General features: G+C 43.0%; 19 protein-coding genes and 1 tRNA gene. 10 read left to right on the top strand and 10 right to left on the bottom strand.

What is annotated here, in order from left to right; genetic code table 11:
• The first annotated feature begins 100 nt into the window (after positions 1-100).
• Together nadA and PQ469_RS29450 are read left to right on the top strand one after the other, a co-directional pair.
• Positions 101-1,093: a quinolinate synthase NadA gene (gene nadA, locus PQ469_RS29455; protein WP_274210850.1), complete on the top strand. Its 993-nt coding sequence runs from the start codon at positions 101-103 to the stop codon at positions 1,091-1,093.
• 69 nt (positions 1,094-1,162) lie between these two features.
• Positions 1,163-1,564 carry a hypothetical protein gene (locus PQ469_RS29450; RefSeq protein WP_274210849.1) on the top strand — a complete coding sequence of 134 codons (402 nt, stop codon included), beginning with the start codon at positions 1,163-1,165 and terminating at the stop codon, positions 1,562-1,564.
• 136 nt (positions 1,565-1,700) lie between these two features.
• On the opposite strand, the gene PQ469_RS29445 is transcribed toward PQ469_RS29450, so the two are convergent.
• A tRNA-Gly gene (locus PQ469_RS29445) sits at positions 1,701-1,773 on the bottom strand.
• A gap of 76 nt (positions 1,774-1,849) precedes the next feature.
• Here PQ469_RS29445 and PQ469_RS29440 point away from each other — a divergent pair.
• Positions 1,850-2,362, top strand: a complete 513-nt coding sequence (locus tag PQ469_RS29440) for a gamma carbonic anhydrase family protein (RefSeq protein WP_274210848.1) — start codon at positions 1,850-1,852, stop codon at positions 2,360-2,362.
• Here PQ469_RS29440 and PQ469_RS29435 read toward each other — a convergent pair.
• From PQ469_RS29435 to PQ469_RS29415, 5 genes are all read right to left on the bottom strand, one after another.
• On the bottom strand, positions 2,352-3,998 hold the full coding sequence (locus PQ469_RS29435; protein WP_274210847.1) for an Ig-like domain-containing domain: 1,647 nt from the start codon (positions 3,996-3,998) through the stop codon (positions 2,352-2,354). The two genes, PQ469_RS29440 and PQ469_RS29435, sit on opposite strands and share 11 nt — an antisense overlap.
• Before the next feature lie 115 nt (positions 3,999-4,113).
• Positions 4,114-5,976: a tRNA uridine-5-carboxymethylaminomethyl(34) synthesis enzyme MnmG gene (mnmG, locus tag PQ469_RS29430; RefSeq protein WP_274210846.1), complete on the bottom strand. Its 1,863-nt coding sequence runs from the start codon at positions 5,974-5,976 to the stop codon at positions 4,114-4,116.
• 553 nt (positions 5,977-6,529) lie between these two features.
• Positions 6,530-6,775 carry a CBU_0592 family membrane protein gene (locus PQ469_RS29425; RefSeq protein WP_274210845.1) on the bottom strand — a complete coding sequence of 82 codons (246 nt, stop codon included), beginning with the start codon at positions 6,773-6,775 and terminating at the stop codon, positions 6,530-6,532.
• 1 nt (position 6,776) lies between these two features.
• Positions 6,777-8,645 (bottom strand): ABC-F family ATP-binding cassette domain-containing protein, encoded by a 1,869-nt coding sequence (locus tag PQ469_RS29420; protein ID WP_274210844.1) that lies wholly within the window; start codon positions 8,643-8,645, stop codon positions 6,777-6,779.
• Positions 8,642-9,298 carry an NAD(P)H-binding protein gene (locus tag PQ469_RS29415; RefSeq protein WP_274210843.1) on the bottom strand — a complete coding sequence of 219 codons (657 nt, stop codon included), beginning with the start codon at positions 9,296-9,298 and terminating at the stop codon, positions 8,642-8,644. The genes PQ469_RS29420 and PQ469_RS29415 overlap by 4 nt, the downstream gene beginning before the upstream one ends.
• Positions 9,299-9,620: 322 nt before the next feature.
• Here PQ469_RS29415 and PQ469_RS29410 point away from each other — a divergent pair, with 322 nt between their 5' ends.
• The 5 genes from PQ469_RS29410 (at position 9,621) to PQ469_RS29390 (ending at position 14,164) form a co-directional block, all read left to right on the top strand.
• Positions 9,621-10,331, top strand: a complete 711-nt coding sequence (locus tag PQ469_RS29410) for a pirin family protein (protein WP_274210842.1) — start codon at positions 9,621-9,623, stop codon at positions 10,329-10,331.
• Positions 10,332-10,422: 91 nt separating this feature from the next.
• Positions 10,423-11,199, top strand: a complete 777-nt coding sequence (locus PQ469_RS29405) for an MlaE family ABC transporter permease (RefSeq protein WP_274210841.1) — start codon at positions 10,423-10,425, stop codon at positions 11,197-11,199.
• Between the two features lies 1 nt (position 11,200).
• On the top strand, positions 11,201-11,992 hold the full coding sequence (locus PQ469_RS29400; protein ID WP_274210840.1) for an ABC transporter ATP-binding protein: 792 nt from the start codon (positions 11,201-11,203) through the stop codon (positions 11,990-11,992).
• A complete protein-coding gene (locus PQ469_RS29395; RefSeq protein WP_274210839.1) occupies positions 11,989-12,777 on the top strand; it encodes an MlaD family protein in 789 nt (262 codons plus the stop codon). The genes PQ469_RS29400 and PQ469_RS29395 overlap by 4 nt, the downstream gene beginning before the upstream one ends.
• A 385-nt stretch (positions 12,778-13,162) precedes the next feature.
• Positions 13,163-14,164, top strand: a complete 1,002-nt coding sequence (locus PQ469_RS29390) for a virulence RhuM family protein (RefSeq protein ID WP_274210838.1) — start codon at positions 13,163-13,165, stop codon at positions 14,162-14,164.
• A 123-nt stretch (positions 14,165-14,287) separates the two neighbouring features.
• On the opposite strand, the gene PQ469_RS29385 is transcribed toward PQ469_RS29390, so the two are convergent.
• Complete coding sequence (locus PQ469_RS29385; RefSeq protein ID WP_274210837.1) at positions 14,288-15,712, bottom strand: DNA/RNA non-specific endonuclease; 1,425 nt, start codon at positions 15,710-15,712, stop codon at positions 14,288-14,290.
• Positions 15,713-16,060: 348 nt separating this feature from the next.
• Between PQ469_RS29385 and thiL the strand changes: the two genes are divergently transcribed.
• Positions 16,061-17,107, top strand: coding sequence for a thiamine-phosphate kinase (gene thiL / locus PQ469_RS29380; protein WP_274210836.1), 1,047 nt, complete (start codon positions 16,061-16,063; stop codon positions 17,105-17,107).
• Positions 17,108-17,533, top strand: coding sequence for a hypothetical protein (locus PQ469_RS29375; protein ID WP_274210835.1), 426 nt, complete (start codon positions 17,108-17,110; stop codon positions 17,531-17,533). It abuts the gene before it with no gap.
• Positions 17,534-17,594: 61 nt separating this feature from the next.
• Here the strand turns inward: PQ469_RS29375 and PQ469_RS29370 are convergent, their stop codons facing one another.
• The 3 genes from PQ469_RS29370 to PQ469_RS29360 form a co-directional block, all read right to left on the bottom strand.
• Positions 17,595-19,247 carry a M28 family metallopeptidase gene (locus PQ469_RS29370; protein WP_274210834.1) on the bottom strand — a complete coding sequence of 551 codons (1,653 nt, stop codon included), beginning with the start codon at positions 19,245-19,247 and terminating at the stop codon, positions 17,595-17,597.
• A 142-nt stretch (positions 19,248-19,389) separates the two neighbouring features.
• The gene (locus PQ469_RS29365; RefSeq protein ID WP_274210833.1) at positions 19,390-20,802 is read right to left on the bottom strand and encodes a glycosyl hydrolase 53 family protein; all 1,413 of its coding nucleotides are present in this window, start codon (positions 20,800-20,802) and stop codon (positions 19,390-19,392) included.
• 101 nt (positions 20,803-20,903) lie between these two features.
• Positions 20,904-22,244: an APC family permease gene (locus PQ469_RS29360; RefSeq protein ID WP_274210832.1), complete on the bottom strand. Its 1,341-nt coding sequence runs from the start codon at positions 22,242-22,244 to the stop codon at positions 20,904-20,906.
• Between the last annotated feature and the right edge of the window lie 22 nt (positions 22,245-22,266).

Here is a 22,266-nt window from a genome sequence, read left to right as displayed (position 1 = left end):
TATAGCATTTTTTTAAATGACTTTTGCACATAACTAACACCATAACAAACAATAGTTTTATTTATATATAAAATTAGTTGTTATTAATTGATTTGTTGAAATGGATATCTTCGAAGAAATAAATGTGACAGGATTTGTGGACGAATACATCGACCCAACCCTTGACTTGTTTGATGAAATTGAAAAACTCAAAAAGGAAAAAAATGCCGTCATTTTGGCCCATTACTACCAGGATCCCGATATACAGGATATTGCAGATTATATTGGCGATAGCCTTGGGCTATCGCAGCAGGCTGCCAAAACCGATGCCGACGTTATCGTTTTTGCCGGGGTACATTTTATGGCCGAGACTGCCAAAATACTTTCGCCTGCAAAGAAGGTATTACTACCCGACGTAAAGGCAGGATGCTCATTAGCAGATAGTTGCCCTCCACATTTATTTAAAAAGTTTAAAGAAAACTATCCGGATCACCTGGTGATCACCTACGTAAACTGTACTGCAGAACTGAAAGCTTTAAGCGATATTGTGTGTACATCGAGCAACGCAGTGCAGATTGTAGAAAGCTTGCCGAAAGATCAGAAGATCATCTTCGGCCCCGATAAAAACCTTGGCGCGTACGTAGCCAAAAAAACAGGCCGCGACCTGGTATTGTGGAACGGGGCCTGCATGGTGCATGAAATTTTCAGCCGCGAAAAGATAACCAAACTGAAGGAAAGGCACCCCGGCGCAAAGCTGTTGGCGCATCCCGAATGTGAAGAAGTGATATTGCAAATGGCCGACTATATAGGCTCTACAACGGGTATTTTAAAGTACGCGGGTACTCGCCCCGAAAAAGAGTTTATAGTGGCTACAGAGGCCGGAATACTGCACCAGATGCAAAAAGAGAACCCGGATAAGATATTCATCCCGGCGCCACCAAACAACAGCTGTGCCTGCAACGATTGCCCGCACATGAAACGCAACACACTGGAAAAATTGTACCTGTGTTTAAAGAATGGATTACCAGAGGTTACCGTACCTGAGCATATTATTGAAAAAGCAGTGAAGCCGATTGAGAGGATGCTGGAGATATCGGCGAGGCTGGGGTTATGATTTGGGATTACACTGATTTTTTGATTTCACCAATTTTTGGAGAAATTAGTGTTGGGGATAAGATAATGGATGAAAAAAAGTGGTGGAAGTTTTGGTAATATGACTCGGCTTATGTCAGTGTATTTGGTAGGTATCATGTATCACGATACTGAAAGTTATCATAGATGGAATAAGGGATTGATGGAGGATTATGAATCATCTACAGGAATTTTTATAACTGCGGAATCCGAGGCAGATGCTTTAGCTTGGGGTAATCAAATTTCGGCTATGCTTTTTAAGAAAATAAATCCGGATGAAACGGCTGATTGGAAATCATTTGGATATGATTCTTGGATAGAAAATATTGAAGACAGCCATTGGAAGCAGAACTACGGTTTCTTCCAAAGGGTGAACTATGGAGAATTGCCAAATTTCGACTTGATGGGCGATGAAGCTTATGAAAAATGGATACTTAACAGGAATAAAGAATAACTTTATTTTAAGAAATATTTCTGCGTTAGGGATCGTCACGGATACCGGCCAATTGTGGCTAAGGCCTGTGCAGTATGAGCAATGAGCCCGACCATCGCTTCTATCAGCAGTGGTAACGCCGTTATGAAGCTATAAGAGCGGAAAACGGGATTCGAACCCGCGGCCTTCAGTTTGGGAAACTGATGCTCTACCAGCTGAGCTATTTCCGCTTAAATTTGTCCTCAAACATAAATAAAATTTAAATCACTAATTCACCAAATCGCTAATTCACTAATTTTTTAAATTATGCCGCTGATATTACCTGTAAAAGATAAAAGCCCAATCTGGGGCGAAGATTGTTTCATCGCCGAAAACGCTACCATTGTTGGCGATGTAGTTATTGGCAGTAATTGTTCGGTTTGGTTTAATGCGGTTATCCGGGGCGATGTGCATTATATCAGGATAGGGGACAATACCAATATCCAGGATGGCGCGGTGATACATGCTACCTATTTAAGGGCGCCTACAAATATTGGAAGTAATGTATCTATCGGCCACAACGCCCTGGTGCATGGCTGTACGCTGCATGACCATACCCTGGTGGGCATGGGCGCTATCGTAATGGATCATGCGGTTGTTAACCAGTTTGTGATCATTGCTGCCGGCGCGGTAGTATTGGAAAATACGGTTTGCGAATCGGGTTTTTTATATGCCGGTATGCCTGCAAAAAAAATAAAGCCTTTAACAGATCAGCAAATAGAGCTGCTTAAGCAGCTTCCAAAAAACTATATCATGTATTCGGGTTGGTTTATGGAGTAAGTGGCTCCTTGGGCACTACAATAGGTTCCTCGGCCTCCCAGTTGGGCCTCAGGGTAATTTCTTTTTCGTTTACCCAGGTATTTTCGGGTTGCTTTTTTAAGTGCACGTTACCACTATCCCAACGGCCATTTTTATTTTCGTCGTAAATTACCCTGATGAAGTATTTGCCGGTTAAAATAGTTTTATAGGCAACAGGCCCGCTTCGCCTTATGGGGGTTGTCTCTAATACAACTTTTTGATCATTAAGCAACTCAATAACATAGGCTTTTGAGGTATCGGGCAATGTAACTTTCAACGTAAGCGAACTATAGTTTTCGGGCTTATCAGGCTGGAATTTTTTTGAAGCGTATTTATTTTTGTCACCATATATATCCGTAAATGCGCCGGGGTTAAAAATAAGCTCGTATTTGGCGTTTTGCCGCCAGCGGTATTTAAGTGTTAAGCTCTTAACATTTCCGGTATCTTTTTGTAAAGTATAATCGGATGAGCCCAGCCCGATAGAATCTTCCTTCAGCGTGATCTGAGAATTGTCAATAGCATCTACGGGCAGGTTGCTGGTAATTTTAAGATCGGTACCTGGTTTAAGCTTATCGTTGGATATATTGTATTTGAAGTTGAATACCCGGACGAAGTTTTCTTTTTTCTGTTTTAGCAGGTAGGTTGTGTCAACCGGTTTATTGTTATCATAAACGGCTACCCGGATGGAATCGAAGTTCATGTATTTTACAAATACCGATGCGGTATCTTTAGTTTTACTAAATTCTACAAACTTCTGGTTATTGATATCTGCCGGGTAAATTATTTTTAGCGATGGGTTTTGCAAAGCCTTATTAAATACCAGCAACATTTTTCCATCAACGTCAAATCGTTTTTCGGAGAATCGGAATTTTTCGGGGAATTGCTTAAAAAGGTTTAGTTTGATATTTGCTGTATCGGATTTAAGATTGATGGGTTTCTTTAAAAAAGCGATGAGTTCATTATCGTTGTTAAAAATTTTATCCGGGCTTGCTTCTTTTAACGCGTAAATACGATACTGGTCTTCATGTAAATTATTTAAACTAAAATTTCCCGATGAATCGGTGGTGGTAAAAATGGATGGCTTCTTTTTACCAAACAGGAGAGAGTCTTGTTTCAGTGGGAAAAGCATTACCGTTACATCTTTTTCATTTTCCCTGGTGAGGGTATTGGTAACCGTTCCCGAAATGCTCAGCGAATCGATATGGGGGCCGGTTGAAAAAACGTAGGTGAAATTTTTCATCACGTTACTTTCGTTTACATCCTGGATGCCTTTTCCAAAATTGATAACGTAGGTTGTATTTTTTTTAAGGGTGTCTTTGAAAACTATACGCAGGTGTTTTTTATTAGCCGAATACTCCGGTTGTTTTTCCATGGTTGGGCTCATGGTAATTTCGGTGTACTGGTTGGCCAGTTTTATAAACTCGTCAAATTCCAGGTTAATTTCTTTGGCGGCAAAATTGCGGGTCTTGTTGGCCGGCAAGGCCTTCACCAAAACCGGGGGTGTTACGTCTCGCGGGCCACCCTGCGGTTGTTGCTGGGCTGCGCAGCCCAAAATGACCAAAGAGACAAAAATATAGAAGAAAAAATTGTAAAAATTAGCCGGTTTTTGATTTAACATAGTTTTTAGGCGATATAAGCGATTTTTATATTTTTACGAATCCTACTATTAAAAATCTAAAATAATTGATTTAAAAAGACTTTTTGTAAACTATTAATTATCAGTTAGTTATAATCTATCGGGACACATGAACCATCAAAACCGAAATATCCGACGGCGAAACGCCCGAAATTCGGGATGCCTGGCCTAAAGTGCGTGGTTTTATCTTCATCAATTTTTCGCGGGCTTCTTTTGATAACGAAACTAAAGTGTGATAATCGAAATTTGGATTGATCTCGCGGTCTTCCATTTTTTTCATCCGGTCAACAATTTCCATTTCTTTTATAAAGTAACTCTCATATTTGATTTTTATTTCAGCCTGCTCAATTGTTTCTTTGTCGTAGGCCGATAATAATTCTTCCAGCCCGGTGTCGGCTTTTTTAAGATCATTAAAGCCAACCTGCGGACGGCTTAACAAATTGAAAAGTTTGGCGCCCTGGTTAATGGCCGATGTACCCAACTCCTCAAGCAAACCATTTACTACAGATGGGTCGATAGATTTGGTGCGGGTGTAGGCAACAATATCATCGGAGTTTTTAATCTTCTGTTTTACCTTATCCAAACGCTCGTCGCTTATCAGTCCTAAATCATGGCCCATAGGAGAGAGGCGGATATCGGCATTATCCTGGCGTAATAATAAACGGTGCTCTGCCCTTGAAGTAAACATGCGGTATGGTTCTTCGGTGCCTTTGGTTACCAGGTCGTCAATCAATACACCGATATATGACTCCGATCTTTTCAGGATCAGTTCATGTTTATCATTGATTTTTTGATGCGCGTTGATACCTGCTATGAAGCCCTGCGATGCTGCTTCCTCATATCCGGTGGTACCATTGATCTGTCCGGCGAAGTACAAGTTGCTGATCAATTTGGTTTCCAATGTTAACCCTAACTGGATAGGTGGGAAGTAATCATACTCGATGGCATAACCCGGGCGGAACATTTTGGCGTTCTCGAAACCGGGTATTTGAATCAGCGCTTTATACTGTACATCTTCGGGCAGGGAAGTTGAAAAACCATTTACATAAATCTCTACCGTGTTCAATCCTTCAGGCTCAACAAAAATCTGGTGACGGTCGCGCTCTGCAAAACGGTTTATCTTATCTTCAATAGACGGGCAATACCTTGGGCCTAATCCTTTGATGCGGCCGGTAAACATGGGCGATTTTTCGAAGCCTTCTTTTAATGTTTCGTGTACGTTGGTATTGGTATAAGTAATCCAGCAGCAGCGTTGCTGTTGTATCATTTCAACATCGGTGTAGGAGAAACGGCCGCGTTCTTCGTCGCCCCATTGTTCTTCCATCAACCCATAATTTAGGCTGCGTCCGTCAATGCGGGGAGGGGTGCCGGTCTTCATCCGGCCGGCATCAAAACCTAATTCAATCAGTTGTTCGGTTAGGCCGGTTGCCGATTTTTCGCCGGCCCGGCCACCACCAAATTTCTTTTCGCCTATATGGATAATGCCGTTTAGAAAGGTACCATTGGTCAATACAACGGCGTCGGCTTCTATCTCGACACCTAAGGAGGTACGTACCCCTGCGATGGTATTTCCTTTAATTAAAAGGGATGAAACAGTATCCTGCCAGAAGTCGACATTGGGCGTACGCTCCAATGCTAAACGCCATTCTTCGGCAAATCGCATACGGTCACTTTGCGCTCTTGGGCTCCACATAGCGGGGCCTTTCGACTGGTTGAGCATTCTGAATTGGATGGATGTTTTATCGGTGATGATACCCGAGTAACCACCTAATGCATCAATCTCGCGCACTATCTGTCCCTTGGCAACGCCGCCCATAGCGGGGTTACAACTCATCTGTGCAATCACACCCATATTCATGGTGATGAGTAAAACAGACGACCCAAGGTTGGCAGCCGCAGCCGCAGCTTCACAGCCCGCATGCCCTGCACCAACCACAATAACGTTATATTTCTTAAACATTTTATACCTCCATGTTCCACGTGGAACAATCAAAATTTTCACACTAATTGTTGCGAATTTTTTCGAATTGCACGAATAAAACTCAAATAATCTTTACGCTGCAATTAGTTTCAATCGGTGCCGATTAGTATCTATTTAAACTATAATTATTACTGTCTTTGTTAATTTATCACACTAATTGTCTCGAATTTTTTCGAATTACACGAATAAAATCCGAACGGTTTATATACTACAATCAGCTTTAATCGGTGCTAATTACTATCTATTTAAACTGCAGTTATTACTGCTTTTGTTAATGTCGCTCTAATAGTGGTATCCTTTTCATGTTCCACGTGGAACATGAAAAGATGCTAATTAAACTGAATATATAATAACAGGATGGTTCTCTTTTGCTATTTACGTTCCACGTGGAACGTTTTTTAAGCCACCTATATATTCCTTGTAACTTTTTGTATTTCTTTGAAATTTATTGTATTATAATGTAACTATATTGTTAATTATTAGCCGTTCTTTATAGTTGTTTCGTGTTTAAATAGCTATAAATAGACTCTTTTTATACCGACGTTCCACGTGGAACCCGCAATAAAGATACCAGTGCCACAGTGCCCCAAACACCCTCTAAAACAACAAAAGGGTAGAAACTTACCATGTACGATGCATAGCAACAAGTACCTGCACCTATAAAATTCAACAGCTTGTAAACCCTGCTTTCTGATGAAAGTTTATTTAATAAATTAAGTACAAAGGCTATCAATAAAATGATAACACCGATAGATGCTATGATATCTGATAGTTTCATTTTATGCCTCGTTTAACTCCGTTAATTCCATCCAACGGGCGCTTTTTGCATCCAGTTTTTTATTTAAATCGGCTATCTGCGCTATGGTTTCATTAAGCTTTGCCAACTCAATACCGACTTTGTTTAACTCGTCGGTTTTGGCTTTAATGCTGTTTTCTATAACGGTTATTTCGGCTTCTATAGTCTCCAATTCCTTAGCTTCTTTAAAGCTCAATTTGCTTTTTTTGGCTACAGGAGCAGCAACAGGGGTAGGGGCAGTATTGCCTTTTTTATTCTGTTGTTTGGCTTCATCCAGCTCAACCCGGTATGATGAATAGTTGCCGTTGTATATACGCACCTTACCTTGCCCTTCCATAATAAATAGCTGGTCGGTTAGTTTATCAAGCAAATACCTATCGTGCGATACCATCATTAATATACCCGAATAGTTGGTTAAAAACTCTTCCAATACATTCAGGGTATCAATATCCAAATCGTTGGTAGGCTCATCCAGGATCAGGAAGTTAGGGTTCTTCATCAGGATACTCATCAACTGCAAACGTTTCTTTTCGCCACCACTTAGTTTGGATATAAAAGCATACTGCTTGGCAGGAGGGAACAGGAACAAAGTGAGCAGGGCCGAGGCCGAAATCATTTTGCCATCGGCCATAGTGATGAATTCAGCTACATTTTTTACCACATCTATCACGCGGTCGTCCTCTTTAAATAAAATTCCAGATTGATGAAAGTAGCCGATAACCGTGGTTTCGCCTTTTACAATGGTTCCTTTATCGGGCTGTAAGCCTCCGGTGATTAAATTTAGCAAGGTTGATTTGCCTGTACCATTTTTACCGGCTAAGCCAATTCTGTCGCCTTTTTTAAATACGTAGCTAAAGTTTTCGATATAAGTATTGCCATTGAAACCCTTATAAAGGTGCTCCATCTCCATAATTTTATTGCCCTGGCGTGCTGTTTTTACACTTAGTTCAACCTTATCTCGGGCGCCGCCCTGTTTGGTCTTCTCTTCCAAATCATAATAAGCATCAATACGGGCTTTTGATTTGGTACCACGTGCCTGTGGCTGGCGGCGCATCCATTCCAATTCTTTCCTTAAAAGATTACTGTTTTTCTGGAACGATGCTTCGTCTGCCGCATCCCGCTCGGCTTTCTTTTCAAGGTAATAGGCGTAACTGCCATTATAGGGTACTATCTTACCACGGTCAATCTCCAGTATCTCGTTACAAACGTTATCCAGGAAATACCTGTCGTGCGTAACCATCAGGATGGTTTTTGATCCATCGGTCAATAACTTTTCCAGCCACTCTATGGTATCAATATCCAGGTGATTGGTAGGCTCATCTAAAATATAAATGTCAGGGTCTTCAATCAATAGCTTGGCCAAAGCCAAACGTTTCTTTTGGCCGCCCGATAGGGTGTTGATGTGCTGGTTAAGATGATGGATATCCAACCGGCCCAAAATAGTTTTTATTTTGTACTCATACTCCCAGGCATCAACCTCGCTCATCTCTTCCATGATCTTTTCCAGCGCCTTGGCGTTGTCAGGATCGTTTTCCAGCAATTCTTCGTATTTACGGATCATTTGCTGTTGTACGTCATCGGCATGAAAAATATAATCGCTGATGGTTACGGCATCTTTAAAGCCGGGATCCTGTTCCAGGTAACCCATATTCAGGTCGCGCGCCTGCACCACCTTGCCTTCGGTCGGTTTAATATAGCCGGCCAATAATTTTAATAAAGTTGATTTGCCGGCACCGTTAACACCAACCAATGCAACCCTGCGGCCGCGGTTAATGCCTATGGTTATATTTTTAAATAACCAGTTGTCATGAAATTGATGGCCAAGGTTCTCGGCAGATAGATAAGTACTCACGATAGTTGCTTTATTTGATCAGACTCGTATATAAACGTGCCAGTATTGTTTTTTGTTGATTGTTTGTACATGGCCATAGCCACCGTTTCGCCGGCTATGCTCCGGTATTTCTTCCAGCTGCCAAATAACAGGGGATCTATTATTTTATAGAAAGCGATCAGCGCTTTTTCCATTGATCGTTTTTCCTGTCTGTTGCCTGTTAGCATCGATGGGCGGTAAATATATAACTTAGGTAACCCTAATTTCCGGATATCAGCCTCTGTTTCGCCCTTAGTTTTGGTGTAAAAAAACGACGAACCAGGATCAGCACCAATGGATGATACCAAATGATACTGCCCGATACCATTCTTTAACGCCAATTGCGCCAGTTGAACAGGATAATCATGATCGATATGCCTGTAAACTGTTTTGTCCGGCGTTTTGGCATTGGTTGTACCGAGGCAACTGAATAAAGCATGCCCCGTTAGTGTATCGGCATAGCTATCCAACTGGTCGAAATTGACCACCAGCTGCGTTAATTTTTTATGATCGAAATCTATTTTTTTCCTCACAAGGATCAAAACTTCGTCGTAAAAGCTTTCGCGCAGCAAAATTTGGAGCAATTTACTGCCAATAAGTCCTGTTGAACCTGCAATAATAGCTTTATTTGCCATTGATACTTAATTTTTTGCAAAAGTACACATAATTAAATCAGTGTAAATATAAAGCGGTTTGAACGGCGGTGAAGACTCACCCGACGAGGCTGCGCCCGTCACCCTCTCTTCGGCTTTGCCGGAAAGAGGGGGCTCGAATACGGATAAATTACCGGCAATTAGTAATAGTAGTTAATATTCAAGCCCCTCTTTCCACCCGCAGGGTGAAGAGAGGGTGACGGGCGCAGCCTCGTCGGGTGAGTCTTCGTCGCCATATTAACACGCCAGGCCAGCCTCTTGGCACGCCTATTGATGTTTAAACATATAAAAAGGAACTATAACAATGAAAACAATATTTTATCCCGAAAACGAACGTGGAAAAAATGATATAGGCTGGTTAAAGGCAAATTTCTCTTTCAGCTTTGGCCCTTACTATAACCCCGAACTGATGAGTTTTGGAGCTCTTCGGGTTTTAAATGACGATATAATAGCCGGGGGCAAGGGTTTTGGCCTGCATCCGCATGATAATATGGAAATTGTTACCATCCCGCTGGAAGGTGGCCTTGAACACCAGGATAATATGGGCAACAAAGGCGTTATTAATGCCGGCGATGTACAGGTAATGTCGGCCGGAACCGGCGTTTATCATTCAGAATATAATGCATCTAAAACAGATGCCGCTAAAACATTACAGATATGGTTGTTTCCTAAAGAGCGAAATGTAGCACCAAGATACGATCAAAAGAGTTTTAGTGGTCAGTTTAAGTTAAATGAACTAACCGTGCTGGTATCACCGGATAAAAGCGAAGGCAACCTTTGGCTGCACCAGGATGCCACTTTCAGCATGGGTACTTTCGAAGCTGGAAAGGCCTTAAATTATGCTATAAACACACCCGGTAACGGCGCTTATGTGTTCCTGTTGGATGGCCTTGCTAAAATAAATGGCACCCTACTAAACAAACGGGACGCTATAGGTGTTTATGATAGTAGTTCACTTACAATTGAAGCCCAAGAAGAATCCCGTTACCTGATCATTGACGTACCCATGTCATAAATCCTGCAAGCCGACCGCCAAGAGCCGATTTTTTCTGAACTGCAAAACATTTTGACAATACGTTGTTGTATGTCAAATTATAACCTAATATATGGCAGAACAGGTAATTACCGGCTGGCGAAGGTGGATGCTAAACATTGGCGAACAATGTGTCTTCTTCGGCAGATTTTTCAGAAATATTTTTGCAGGCGGCTTCGAATGGTCGGAGTTTGTGCGGCAATGTTATGAAATTGGCTACAGGTCCCTGATGTTGGTGGGCATTACCTCCTTCATCATGGGCTTTGTACTAATTCTTCAGCTCAGGCCATCGCTGGTCTCGCTTGGTGCGGCAAGTATGCTGCCTAAAACACTCGCTGTATCGTTTGTGCGCGAAATGGGCCCTGTTATTACCGCCATTATTTGCGCCGGTAAAATAGCCTCCAGTATTGGCGCCGAGTTGGGCAGCATGAAGGTTACCGAGCAAATAGATGCCATGGAAGTATCCGGCGCCAACCCTATACAATACCTGGTGGTAACCCGCATTATAGCAACCAGTTTAATGGTGCCATTATTATCGGTAATTGGTGATGTAATAGGCTTAGCGGGTGGTTTCCTGGCCCTTAACATCAACGATAAAATAAGCTTCACCCTGTATTTTCAGAAATGTATTGGCTCGCTTGATTTTTCAGACTTTTTACCAGCTGTAGTTAAAACAGTATTCTTTGGCTTCGCGATAGGCTTTGTGGGATGCTACAAGGGCTATCATTCCAATAAAGGGACCGAAAGTGTGGGCATAGCCGCAAATTCTGCCGTGGTAACCGCTTCGCTTTGGATCTTCGTTATCGATGCTATTGCTGTACAAATCACCAGTATGTTATATTATAGGTAAGATGGCAGTAGTAAAGGAAAATATTGAAAAGGCGGAAAAATCAACGACAGCAAAGGATGAGGTGGTTATACACGCCAAAGGGATAAAGAAGTCGTTCGGGGAGAAGGAGGTATTAAAAAATATCACTTTCGACCTGAAGAGGGGCGAGAATATGGTTGTGCTGGGCCGATCGGGTCAAGGCAAATCGGTTACCATACAATGTGTGGTTGGCATGCTAAAGCCCGATGGTGGAGAATTAATGGTTTTTGACGACGAGGTAGCCGAAATGAGCGACGAAGAGCTTAAGCAACTGCGTATTAAAATAGGTTTCCTGTTCCAGAGCGGTGCTTTGTATGATAGCATGACCGTACGCGAGAACCTCGAATTTCCACTCACCAGGGTACTTAAACTAAAAGACCAGGCCGAGATTGACAAAAAGGTAGAAGAGGTGTTGGATAACGTGGGATTGCTTGATGCGATTGATAAACTGCCCTCTGATCTGTCGGGTGGGATGCGGAAAAGGGTGGGCCTGGCCCGTACGCTTATTGTGAACCCCGAGATTATGTTATACGATGAGCCCACCACCGGATTAGACCCCATAACTTCCCGCGAGATAAGTGAGCTGATACTCCACATGCAAAAAAAATATAAAACATCATCCATCATCATTACCCATGACCTGCAATGCGCCCGCATTACGGCGGACAGAATTATGATTATGAACGACGGAGAATTTATAGCCGAAGGCAGCTGGGCAGCGCTCCAAAAATCAGAAAACGAACTTGTCCGATCATTTTTTAACAAAACATCATGAAAACCACATCATCACAAAAAATAAAAATCGGCCTTTTTACATTTCTTGGCCTTGTAATACTGGCACTCGCCGTATTTTTCATCGGGAGCCAGAAAAGTATGTTTAACTCCACCTTTACTGTTTATGGTACCTTTAAAAACGTAAACGGATTGCAGGTGGGCAACAATGTACGCTTTGCCGGTATTAACGTTGGTGTGGTTCAATCCATCAACATCATAACCGATAGCTCTGTACGGGTTGATCTTACCCTGAACGATAAGGTAAGGCAATTTGTAAAAACCGACTCGAAACTGAGCATCGGCAGCGATGGTTTAATGGGCGATAAGCTGGTTGTTTTGGCTCCCGGCGGTATCGCCAGTAACCAGCAGGTTGCCGATGGTGGCCGGCTTGCTTCAGTAAACCCGGTTGATGTGGATAAAATAATAACCAAACTAACTAAGGTGGCCGATAATGCCGAAGAGATGACCGGCGACTTAGCTGAAATTGTAGGCAAAATAAACAGTGGAAAAGGGAGTATTGGCCGGCTATTAAATAATGATAACCTATCCAGGAGCCTGGAAAGCACTGTTGCCCAGGCCCGTACAACTATGAAAAATGTGCATGCTACCACAGGCACCTTAAATGAGGATCTGAAAGCTGCGCAATCAAACTTTTTATTAAAGGGTTTTTTTAACAAGAAAAAGAAACGCGAAAAAGCCAAACAGGATTCCATCAAAAAAGCGCAGGAAAAATTGCAAAAGGGCCAGGATAAGGCCGCGAAAGATAAGGCAGACGATAATAATTAAAAATATTCCGTTAAAGGGCTGTGTTATACTGAAAAATACATTAATTGGGAAGGAATCGACTTCAGATATGTTGAGGCAATCGGAACGGGTGTTATAGGCAGGGAAATCGCGTTTAGGATTTCGGCGGCGATTTCTATAGCATAATTGCACGATATCGGATTTGATATTAAGTCGGTTATTTTTTCTCGCGCAAAGACGCTAAGAAAAATAAGCAAATCTCTTTGCGTCTTTGCTTCTTACCGTCTTTGCGTGAAATAAAGTATCCTTTTTATGCTCTTTTTTGTTTGAGCTATTTAAAAGCGAATCATGGTGTTATAGCTAAAAGCCTTTACAATGCTATTGTTTTTAGTATCTTCGTTTAAACCTTGAACGGAGATACTAATTCATGGACGATAGCAATATTATCATATATCAAACCGAAGACGGCAACACCAAAATTGAAACCCGCCTGGAAGATGAAACTGTCTGGCTTACCCAAGGTCAATTAGCAGAACTTTTTCAAAAAGCTAAATCTACGATAAGTGAACATATAAAAAATATTTTTGAAGAAGCCGAACTGGATGAAAATTCAGTTGTTCGGAATTTCCGAACAACTGCCGCAGATGGTAAATATTACAACACTACTTTTTATAACCTCGACGTAATCATTTCCGTCGGCTACCGTGTAAAAAGTCACCAGGGTACCAAATTTCGTCAATGGGCCACTGCCAGGCTAAGGGAATACATTGTAAAAGGTTTTACAATGAACGACGATATGTTGAAGCAAGCCGGAGGCGGAAACTACTTTGAAGAGTTACTTGCCCGCATCCGCGATATCCGGTCGTCCGAAAAGGTATTTTGGAGTAAGGTACTTGATATTTACGCTACCAGCATAGATTACGATCCCAAACTCGAAATATCAGTCCTCTTTTTCCAAACGGTACAAAATAAAATGCATTGGGCTGCCCACGGCCATACCGCAGCCGAAATTATTTATCAGCGTATTGATGCCCAAAAAACAAACCTTGGCCTTACCCATATCAAGGGGAACAAACCAACACGGCAGGAAATAGAAGTTGCAAAAAACTACCTTAACGAAAATGAATTGAACGTACTTAACCGCATGGTAACAGCCTATTTAGAATTGGCCGAGCTGCAGGCGCTTAACCGGAAACCCATGTACATGAGTGATTGGATAGCACGTTTAGACGAATTTGTAAGAATGACCGGTAACGACATTTTACAAAATGCCGGCAGTATCAGTCACGATCAGGCCTTAAAAAAAGCGAAAGAGGAATTCGAAAAATATAAAGAGCAAACCAAAAATGGCCTTTCTGAAGTCGAAAAGCATTTTTTGACCCAGATTGACAAGACCATTAAAAAAATAAAACCTAAAAAAACCGGATAAGCACGGTGTTATCCAATTAAGGTATGCAAACAAACCCGCTTTTATTTTCAATTAAAAAAAGGGCCCATCCTTTATACTATACTGTTAGTTAAAGTAGGCCCTCTTTTGTGTTTGTGGATATTGTTACAGGTTATCCTTTTTAGTTTCTACGGCATCCTGTACCGCTTGCGGCAGGTTTGATAGCAGATTATAACCGGTAGCCTTCTCAATGTCCCTTACAGTTACCCGGTATTGCTTCCAATCGGCATTAATGGTGTTAATATTGGGGGTATTAACGGCTATTACCCTTGTGGTTGCTGTAATCCTGTTAACATCGCCATCGCCGGTTGGCACAACAACAGCTACTTTCCAAACGTTGCTTGGCACCGTTACATGGCCGCTGGTAATAGTACTCACAGACCCATTTGAACCCGTTCCGCCGGTTCCGTAACTCCCCATTATTATGTATACTTCATTCCCGGCAACAACTTGCTCGCGTAGGTAATTTTCAAGGTTTGCCCACGTTTGCTGGTTGTTTTGCGGCGCCTGTGGTATCATATTGGTCATCAGGAATGTAGCCGAATTGGCATTAACAGAGCTTGTACGGTCGGCCGAAGGACAATTATGTCCCCTATCAAACCCGGAGCCCGAATAGCTGTTGCTTTCTACTTCGTAAAAGCCCGTGGGCAAGCCGTTAAAACCGGCAAAGTTATCCAGGCGGGCTGTTGCATTGGTGATATTGGTAGCGTCAAGGTGCCAGCTTACCCAGTTTGGTGTACCGCGGGTACTGTTATATGATTCTTCGTAATATTTTTGGTCAATGAGGTAGTTATTGGCCATAACAATAGCCGGTTGCGCGTCTGAGGGGTTGCCCAGCAAAATGTTACTATTGTCGCCGGTTGCTGGCTGTGCGTCGGTGCCGGCAATAACGCCTCTGTCGGGCGCGGCTGTACCGGTGTTGCCTGTAGTATCGCTACCGCCGGTATCGGGCGGGCCAACAATAATTCCCGGATCGCCAAGGCCTTTAAAGGTTATATCATCAATGTTAATGCGGGTTGTACCCAGTTTCCTGATCTGGAAACGCACTTTTGCTGTAGTGGTCACTTTAAATGAGTCGGTAACCAGGCTGGTGCTGTTTTCGGCAATGTCTGTACCCAGTTGCGTAAACGTGGCGCCGCTATCTGTCGACATCATCAGTTGCCAGGTTGATGCTGCGTCATTACCATATTTGGCATGTTTGATGCTGATTTGCTTTAAACCCTTCACGTCAAATTTCATAGTGATATCGCCTGCGCGTAGCCTTACTGCTTTATTGCCGTCTTTAACATCAGCAGCCAGGCTACCGATCAATGCGTCGTTGAAACTCCACAAACCGGTACTTAGCTGGACGTTTGCAATGGCATAGGCCGTTTTGCTGCCGTTTTCAAAATTCTCAACAACGGTATAAGGCACAGGCTGTTGTATAACCGTGGTATCACCGGGCGGGATGTGCGGATTTTGAAGGTCTTTTTTACAGCCGGCCATAGCCAGCATTAAGCCAATGCAGATAAATAAATTTCTTAATTTCATAGGATAGTTTTTAATGAGGCAAAAATCAGTTATTTATATTAACTAAATATTAATAAACTATAGTAATGCTATAGTTGCGAGTTGTCTACCGAAATAATCACAAATTCAAGGCCGTAATATTTCTATGCGCTTAAATTGCGTAAAGCATCACTTTAGTGTTAACCATGAAAAACAATAAAATATTGATAATTAAGTCTTTGTAAAAGATTTTACTTGAAAAGTGTTAAGTTATGTTAACCCAATTTAGATGCGTTTGCCCTGAAACCCTTACCTTCTATCGCTTTACCTAATGGGAATAATTGTATTTTTGCTGATTGATGGCAAGATGCCGGCGTAATTACAAAAAACATGTTTGAAAATCAGGAAAGAACAAATCTGGAAGAATTAGGCGAATTTGGCCTGATAAGCCATTTAACCAAAAATATAAAGTTAACACAGCCAAGTACCAATAAGGGAGTAGGGGACGATGCCGCTGTGCTTGATTTTACAGGTAAAAAAGTGCTGGTGAGCACAGACATGCTGTTGGAAGGCATTCATTTTGATTTGGCTTACACTCCCTTAAAGCATTTGGGCTACAAGGCAATACAGGTTAACCTGAGCGATATTTACGCCATGAATGGTACGGCTTCGCAGGTTACGGTGTCTATCGGCCTGTCGAGCAAGTTTCCTTTAGAAGCAATTGAAGAACTGTACGAAGGCATTTACATAGCCTGCGAAAAATATAACGTGGATTTGGTTGGCGGCGACACCACATCATCAAAACAGGGGCTGGTAATTAGTGTAACATCAATAGGTTATGCCGACGAAGCTGATGTTGTTTACCGCAATGGAGCCGGCGAAGGTGATTTGATTTGCGTATCAGGCGATTTGGGCGGCGCTTACACCGGCTTGCAATTACTGGAACGCGAAAAGCTGATTTATTTGGAAAACCCCAATATTCAGCCTGACCTTGAAGGCAAGGATTACATCGTAGAGCGCCAGCTAAAGCCGGAAGCCCGCCGCGATATAGTGGAGCTGCTTAAAAGCATCGAGGTAAAACCTACGGCGATGATAGATGTATCTGACGGCCTTGCTTCTGAGATACTGCACATTTGCAGGCAAAGCGATAAAGGCTGCAATATTTACGAGGAAAAGATCCCGCTTGATCCGATGACCTACGAAACAGCCCGCGAGTTTAACCTTGACCCAACAGTTTGTGCGTTAAGCGGCGGCGAAGATTATGAACTGCTGTTCACCGTAAAACAATCTGATTACGATAAAATCAAGTTTAAAATGGATATCACCATTATTGGGCACATCACCGAGGCATCTGCAGGCTGTAACCTGATTACAAAATCCGGAAATTCGCACCCCCTTAAAGCACAGGGATGGAACGCCTTCAAAAAATCAGAATAAATGTTGGGCAGGCTTTTAAATAGGTTTTATTTAAACAATCACCCCGAGGGTAATGTACCTGTAGCCGTAAAAAGGGGCGTAGCATTGCTTTATTTAGCATTGATTATTCAAATGGCCAATAACTCGCTTGATCATATCCACCTATTTGAATTTATTACCGAATTGCTTTTGGCTATCTATATCATATTTGCTACAGGCGAGGGTCGCAAATGGGCCAGGATCGTAACATTGATTTTTATTGTTTTTAATTTACTATCGTTCATATGGGCTGCCATAGTTTTCTTTCAAAAAAATCCGGCTGTAAAATTAAGTCCGGTAGTAATGGGATTGTTTTTAGCAGAGATCCTGTTAGAAGTTACTGCCATCACCTTGCTTTTTTCAAAGGGCGCGTCCGTTTGGTTTAACAGGCCAAGGGTTGCCTTATAAATATAAAATGGCCGGATGCTATTGCGCCCGGCCATTGTATGTTGCTTTAAGCCTTTCGAGCTTATTTAGCCATAGTTTTATCCCTTATCGCTTTAAACTCCGAACCAGGCTTCCAGCCAGGGAAGATGATTTCATTACCCAATTTGGTACCTATCCTGAAAAGAATATCGGCAATTTGGGCCATACCTGTTGCGTCCATATCCGGCATGTAATTATCGGCCTGCTGATGGTAGCGGTTTTCGTTATAATCTTTTTCTTTATCGGCGCCATAGGTACCATCATGTAACTTGCTGATGCTACCTATATTAATATCAAGCGCAGGCACACCCAGTTTGGCAAAATTGAAATGATCTGACCGGTAATAGCTTCCGGAGCCGGGTGTACGGTCGCCAACCGTAGTTAGCCCGTCCTGCTGTGCGATATCACCTACGTAGTCCTCCAGTTCATTTTGCCCTTTACCGGTTATGGCAATGTCCTTGGTTTCGCCATAATCGCCAATGGCGTCGATGTTTAAATCGGCAACGGTTTTGTTAAGGGGATAAATAGGATGGGTTGCATAATACTCAGATCCTAACAAGCCTTGTTCTTCACCCGTAACCGCTAAAAATACAATGGAACGCTGCGGTTTTGCCGCCGATTTTTTAAACGCGTTGGCTATCCCGATAATGGATGCCACGCCATCGGCATTATCAATTGCCCCGTTGTAAATGCTATCTCCCTTCGCGTTAGGTTTGCCAATTCCCAAATGATCCCAATGGGCGGTATACAACACGCACTCGGTTGGCCTGGCGCTACCTTTTAAAATGCCAATGACGTTATGAGATGTAGAATATTTTAGTTTGGTGTTAACGGTTAAGTTAACAGCCCTGTTAAGCGGAATAGCCTTAAAGTTTTTATCGCGGGCAATGGCGCGAAGATCTCCATTGATGCCGGCATCTGCGAAAAGCTTTTTGGCGGCGTCTTCTGTAATCCATCCCTCAACTTTACAGCGGTTCATATGCTTGTCGGGTTGTGTTAAATAAAGTTTTGCTCCCGAGTTACTGTTTGAAACAACATTCCAGCCATAGCTTGCCGGCGCTGTTTGGTGAACTATGATAACCCCCGCGGCACCCTGGCGGGCGGCTTCTTCAAATTTATAGGTCCAGCGGCCGTAATAGGTCATGGTATCGCCTTTAAACAAATCTTTCCGGCCCGATTTAAAGCCCGGATCATTCACCAGCACCACTACCGTTTTTCCTTTTACATCCAGCCCAGCATAATCATTCCAATGGTATTCGGGTGCTACAACACCATATCCGGCAAAAACCAAAGGAGAGTTTTTAAGCTCAACAGTAGCCACCTCGCGGCGGGTGAAAGCTACAAAATCGCTGGTAACATGCAGGCTTAACGGCGATTTGCCTCCGCTGATCTCCATGGTTGGCGATGGCGTACTGGTAACCTCAACCATAGGAACATCCTGGTAGTAACTGCCATTATTTCCTGGCGCTAACCCTGCTTTTTTAAACTCAGATGAGATGTAGGCAATGGCTTTGTTCTCTCCGGCGGTAAAAGGCTTGCGGCCCATCATCGAATCGGCTGCCAGTACCGCTATTTTTTCTTTGATTTCTTCGGGGCTGATGGCCTTGGCTGCCTCTTCCGTTTTTTTATCGTGTTTACAACCCGTAAATACAACGGCGCCGAATAATAATAAAAAACAAGATTGTTTAATATTCATATAGGTGGTGTTTTGTCAAATGTAATTAATTGGGGTTGATTATAAAAGCCGCCCCAATTGTTGTATCAACGATGAATTGACGGATTGTATTTAGCCCAAAGCCCTAAGTGCAAATTCAAAAAAATCAACTTTAGACTTACCACTATTGCTTAATGCCGTATTTGCGCGCAATTTGCGGGTACACATCAATCAGCGCGTTTGATTTTCCGTCCCTGTCAAAAATCTGTTCCCAGGTGCTCAGCGGTTCCCATATAAATGAACCGATACCTTTTCCGCCAGGTACAGTAAATGCAATATCGTTAACTTCTTTTTTTAGTTGAGTATACTCGGCAACCATAACCTGTTTATGATAACGAAGGGCCATATCGGCCATGTTGGCTTTCAAATCATCCGGGGTGCCATGCCATTTGGGATAGTATGACAGCCCTATCACATCAAACGGCAAATTTCTCGCCGCCATGTTATCCATAAAAAAGCGGGACTCGAGGTTTTGACCGCCCAGGGCAATATGCACCATGATGATGGTTTTCGGGCTAACGGCCTTTACGCCTTTTATCCCGGCATAAATGAGCTGCGCCAGGCTATCCAGGTTGTTGATTTGCCCGTCGGGCCAAATCATACCATGGTTAATTTCGTTGCCAACCTGTACCATATCGGGCGTGGTGTGTTGGTCTTTCAGTTGCTGCATTACCATAGTGGTATAATCCTGCACCGATTTTTTTAGGACGATAAAATCCTGCCCAACCCAGGCTGCCGGTTTGTTTTGCTGCTGCGGATCGGCCCAGTAATCGCTGTAATGAAAATCGAGCAGTAGCTTCATACCCGCAGCTTTTACGCGTTTAGCCATTTGCCTGGTATGCTCCAGATCGCAAAATCCTTTTGTTGGCGAATATCCTTTGGGCCCGGCAGGGGCATTAAAAATACGCAGCCGGATGTAGTTGAAGCCATGCTCCTTCAATATCTGAATGGCATCTTTTTCAACGCCTTTATCACTGAATTTAACCCCTTTTGCTTCCAGCTCGGGCAGGAAAGATATATCTGCACCCAATATTTTGTCTGTCACGGATTGGGCGACATACTTATTATTGGTTACCCTGTGTGGCCTTCCGGGCTGCACGGTATGTATTTCGGTTGATCCGGTCCATAAACTGTCGCTTTTCGCTTCAAACTTTATACGGCCACGGGTACTACCGGCAATAAGCTTTACCCAGAGCTCGCCGTTTTTCATGATAGCCCGAGCCGATGTATCAGTTATTGTAGCTGCAGCATCGGCTTTGCCGGACGTTATTATCGCCGCTATCCGCGCATCACCCTGTACCGAAAAACGGATAAGGTTACGGGCCGTTTTTACTTCGTCGCCTTTACTATCAATTACCACCACTTTAATCATTACGTCGTCGGTACCATTGGCAATAACTGTAGTTTTATAAGGGGTAATTTGTACCTCGGCCGGCTGACCGGCGGCCTTCACCTCCCGGCGACGCTGGCCAAACGAAGCAGATGCTAATAAAAGCAAGGAACCAATGATAATAAAAGAGAAAGAGGATCTTAACATAACTTTATAAATGGTTAATAAAGATAATGCTTTACAGGTGTCGATGTAAAACTATCGGCAATGGATAACATGATCTTTACAAAGGCTATGTTCGGATTGTTTTATGACCAGTTTCTTTTGTACCATCGTTTTAGCCTGGCGAAAAAGGCAATGCGCTGCCAGGCAACCTCGGCACTAAGCAGGGCGATGATTGCGAATACAGACGCCTTTATGGCATCGCCCTCTGAAGAGAAGGTTCCGGCCAGGGCTATCACATATACCAGAACAGGAAGTATTAAAAGGATACAAAGCCCCGGCACACCCAAAGGGATCTTGAATGGCCTTGCCCTGTCAGGTTCTTTTATGCGCAGTTTTACCAGCGAAATATATTCTAATGAAAGACCTGCCCCATACACGGTTACGTCGATAATAAACAATTCGCCCAATTTCCATAATATCATAAAACTTACCACCAGCGAGCAAATAATGATGGATACAAAGGGCGTGTTAAACCGTTTATGTAAACGGTTGATTCCTGCCGGCAGCAGCTTGTCCTGGGCCATTACGTGCGGCACCCGCGAAACAGATAACAGCACAGCGGCGTAAATACCTAAGGAGCTTGCCATACCGCCTACTGCAACTACAACGCCGAGCCAATGTCCGGCTATTAACACGCCCAGGGCCGGCATTCCTTCATCGGTAAATTTGGTATGATTGATGCCCGATTGCTGGGCTACCCAGGTTATAAAAAAGTAAACCACTATAACCAGCGTAAACGCGATGATTATGGATAGAATATAGGAGCGTACCGGCCGCTCTACCTCTTCGGCATAGGTTGTCACGTTGTCCCAGCCCAGGCAATTCCACATCACGGTATACAATGCCATCCCGAATGATGGAAAAGTAAGGGCCTTAAAAGATGGTGCATGCAGCGTTAATGGCCCGCTATAGTGATGAAGGGCCAGCACAATTACTATAACCACGGGAGCCAGTACAATGGCGCTTAAAAATAAGCTTGCTTTGCCCACAGGTACAATACCCAATATATTTAAGCCCGCTGATGCCCAAATGACAATTAAACAAACCTGTATTTTATATTGGGCCAGTTCGGGGTAAAAAAAGGAAGCATACATTACAAACAACACGGGGTAAATGGCCAGGTCTACAAATGTATAAAGCCAGGTCCACCAGCCTTCATAAAAACCCCAGCGGATGCCAAGTGCGTGTTTTACCCATTTATAATAACCGCCATTAACGGGCATCATACTGTTTAATTCCAATACGGTTAATATGGCAGGCACATCCCATAAAAGCGGCGTAATTAACAGGATAATCAATGCGGCATGATCGCCGGCATAGCTTAACAAAGGTTCCAGGCCATAAGGCCCACCGGATACGGTAAAGAAGATAACAGCAATAAGCTGTATGGGCCTTATCTTTTTTAATGCGGCGGGTGATGGCATAGGGTATAAAAATATAACTTAA

The organism is Mucilaginibacter sp. KACC 22773, from assembly GCF_028736215.1.
In the GTDB taxonomy this organism is placed as follows: Bacteria; Bacteroidota; Bacteroidia; order Sphingobacteriales; family Sphingobacteriaceae; genus Mucilaginibacter.
This window is presented reverse-complemented; position numbering and strand designations above follow the sequence as displayed.

What these genes read in the sequence shown, in the direction of transcription:
- mnmG (WP_274210846.1), bottom strand. Translation starts at nt 5,976, where the DNA reads ATGTTTAAGAAATATAACGTTATTGTGGTTGGTGCAGGGCATGCGGGC.
- nadA (WP_274210850.1), top strand. Translation starts at nt 101, where the DNA reads ATGGATATCTTCGAAGAAATAAATGTGACAGGATTTGTGGACGAATAC.
- PQ469_RS29395 (WP_274210839.1), top strand. Translation starts at nt 11,989, where the DNA reads ATGAAAACCACATCATCACAAAAAATAAAAATCGGCCTTTTTACATTT.
- PQ469_RS29390 (WP_274210838.1), top strand. Translation starts at nt 13,163, where the DNA reads ATGGACGATAGCAATATTATCATATATCAAACCGAAGACGGCAACACC.
- PQ469_RS29405 (WP_274210841.1), top strand. Translation starts at nt 10,423, where the DNA reads ATGGCAGAACAGGTAATTACCGGCTGGCGAAGGTGGATGCTAAACATT.
- PQ469_RS29400 (WP_274210840.1), top strand. Translation starts at nt 11,201, where the DNA reads ATGGCAGTAGTAAAGGAAAATATTGAAAAGGCGGAAAAATCAACGACA.
- PQ469_RS29440 (WP_274210848.1), top strand. Translation starts at nt 1,850, where the DNA reads ATGCCGCTGATATTACCTGTAAAAGATAAAAGCCCAATCTGGGGCGAA.
- PQ469_RS29410 (WP_274210842.1), top strand. Translation starts at nt 9,621, where the DNA reads ATGAAAACAATATTTTATCCCGAAAACGAACGTGGAAAAAATGATATA.
- PQ469_RS29365 (WP_274210833.1), bottom strand. Translation starts at nt 20,802, where the DNA reads ATGTTAAGATCCTCTTTCTCTTTTATTATCATTGGTTCCTTGCTTTTA.
- PQ469_RS29375 (WP_274210835.1), top strand. Translation starts at nt 17,108, where the DNA reads ATGTTGGGCAGGCTTTTAAATAGGTTTTATTTAAACAATCACCCCGAG.
- PQ469_RS29415 (WP_274210843.1), bottom strand. Translation starts at nt 9,298, where the DNA reads ATGGCAAATAAAGCTATTATTGCAGGTTCAACAGGACTTATTGGCAGT.
- PQ469_RS29385 (WP_274210837.1), bottom strand. Translation starts at nt 15,712, where the DNA reads ATGAAATTAAGAAATTTATTTATCTGCATTGGCTTAATGCTGGCTATG.
- PQ469_RS29450 (WP_274210849.1), top strand. Translation starts at nt 1,163, where the DNA reads ATGAAAAAAAGTGGTGGAAGTTTTGGTAATATGACTCGGCTTATGTCA.
- thiL (WP_274210836.1), top strand. Translation starts at nt 16,061, where the DNA reads ATGTTTGAAAATCAGGAAAGAACAAATCTGGAAGAATTAGGCGAATTT.
- PQ469_RS29435 (WP_274210847.1), bottom strand. Translation starts at nt 3,998, where the DNA reads ATGTTAAATCAAAAACCGGCTAATTTTTACAATTTTTTCTTCTATATT.
- PQ469_RS29360 (WP_274210832.1), bottom strand. Translation starts at nt 22,244, where the DNA reads ATGCCATCACCCGCCGCATTAAAAAAGATAAGGCCCATACAGCTTATT.
- PQ469_RS29370 (WP_274210834.1), bottom strand. Translation starts at nt 19,247, where the DNA reads ATGAATATTAAACAATCTTGTTTTTTATTATTATTCGGCGCCGTTGTA.
- PQ469_RS29425 (WP_274210845.1), bottom strand. Translation starts at nt 6,775, where the DNA reads ATGAAACTATCAGATATCATAGCATCTATCGGTGTTATCATTTTATTG.